This is a genomic window from Alteromonas hispanica (genome assembly GCF_010500915.1).
Classification (GTDB): Bacteria; Pseudomonadota; Gammaproteobacteria; order Enterobacterales; family Alteromonadaceae; genus Alteromonas; species Alteromonas hispanica.
In genome coordinates this window covers 1-773 of record NZ_JAAAWP010000026.1, presented here as the reverse complement: position 1 = coordinate 773, position 773 = coordinate 1, and the positions used below count along the sequence as shown (strand labels likewise).

Below are 773 nucleotides of genomic sequence, written 5' to 3'. Positions count from 1 at the left end.
CAAATGCATTTTGTCGGCTCACCACAGCTTTTCGCAGACTTACACGTCCTTCATCGCCTCTAACTGCCAAGGCATCCACCGTATACGCTTCGTCACTTAACCATACAACCCTAAAAAGCCTTGAGTACCGGCCTCATGTCCGCCTTTTGAATTCGGACAAGGGTAATGTTGTATGCATGACAAGCTAATCGGAAGAATTGCCTTGCTATCAATAAATTGATAACAAGCAATTCAAGTCAAGTAGAGTAAAAAGTGCGTCTTTCGACTTCTCAATTACTCTTCTGATTGATTACTATTAATATCAGCTTTCCAAATTGTTAAAGAACTATCGTGCAAAATCATGACGCTTTTTGTCATGACTTTTGCGCAAGGAGGAATTACGTTACTCTTTAAAGTATCGTAAATGCTCCCTTAGGGTAAAAAACCCTAATCAATGCTTACTGAAACAGTAAATATTCATTAGGATTTCGGGTCCAACGTGACACGTTTTCTACCTTTGTTACCTTCCTTTCTTAAAGCAAGGAAATGGTAGGCTTGGGCAGACTTGAACTGCCGACCTCACCCTTATCAGGGGTGCGCTCTAACCAGCTGAGCTACAAGCCTTCAGTTTCTAAGTTTGTTAGCAACAAACCCAGCTTCAAGTAGATGGTGGAGCTAAGCAGGATCGAACTGCTGACCTCCTGAATGCAAATCAGGCGCTCTCCCAGCTGAGCTATAGCCCCATAAACTTGTGTCGTTCTTTATATTCTAGACAAGACTATCTGTGTAGGCAC

Annotated in this window: 2 tRNA genes and 1 rRNA gene; all 3 read right to left on the bottom strand. The window is 42.4% G+C overall.

Annotation, left to right across the window (positions count from 1 at the left end):
* A 23S ribosomal RNA gene (locus tag GTW09_RS17395) occupies positions 1-102 on the bottom strand; the annotation flags it as partial.
* A 424-nt stretch (positions 103-526) separates the two neighbouring features.
* Positions 527-603: transfer RNA gene (locus tag GTW09_RS17390), tRNA-Ile, on the bottom strand.
* Between the two features lie 43 nt (positions 604-646).
* Positions 647-722: transfer RNA gene (locus GTW09_RS17385), tRNA-Ala, on the bottom strand.
* Positions 723-773 lie beyond the last annotated feature (51 nt).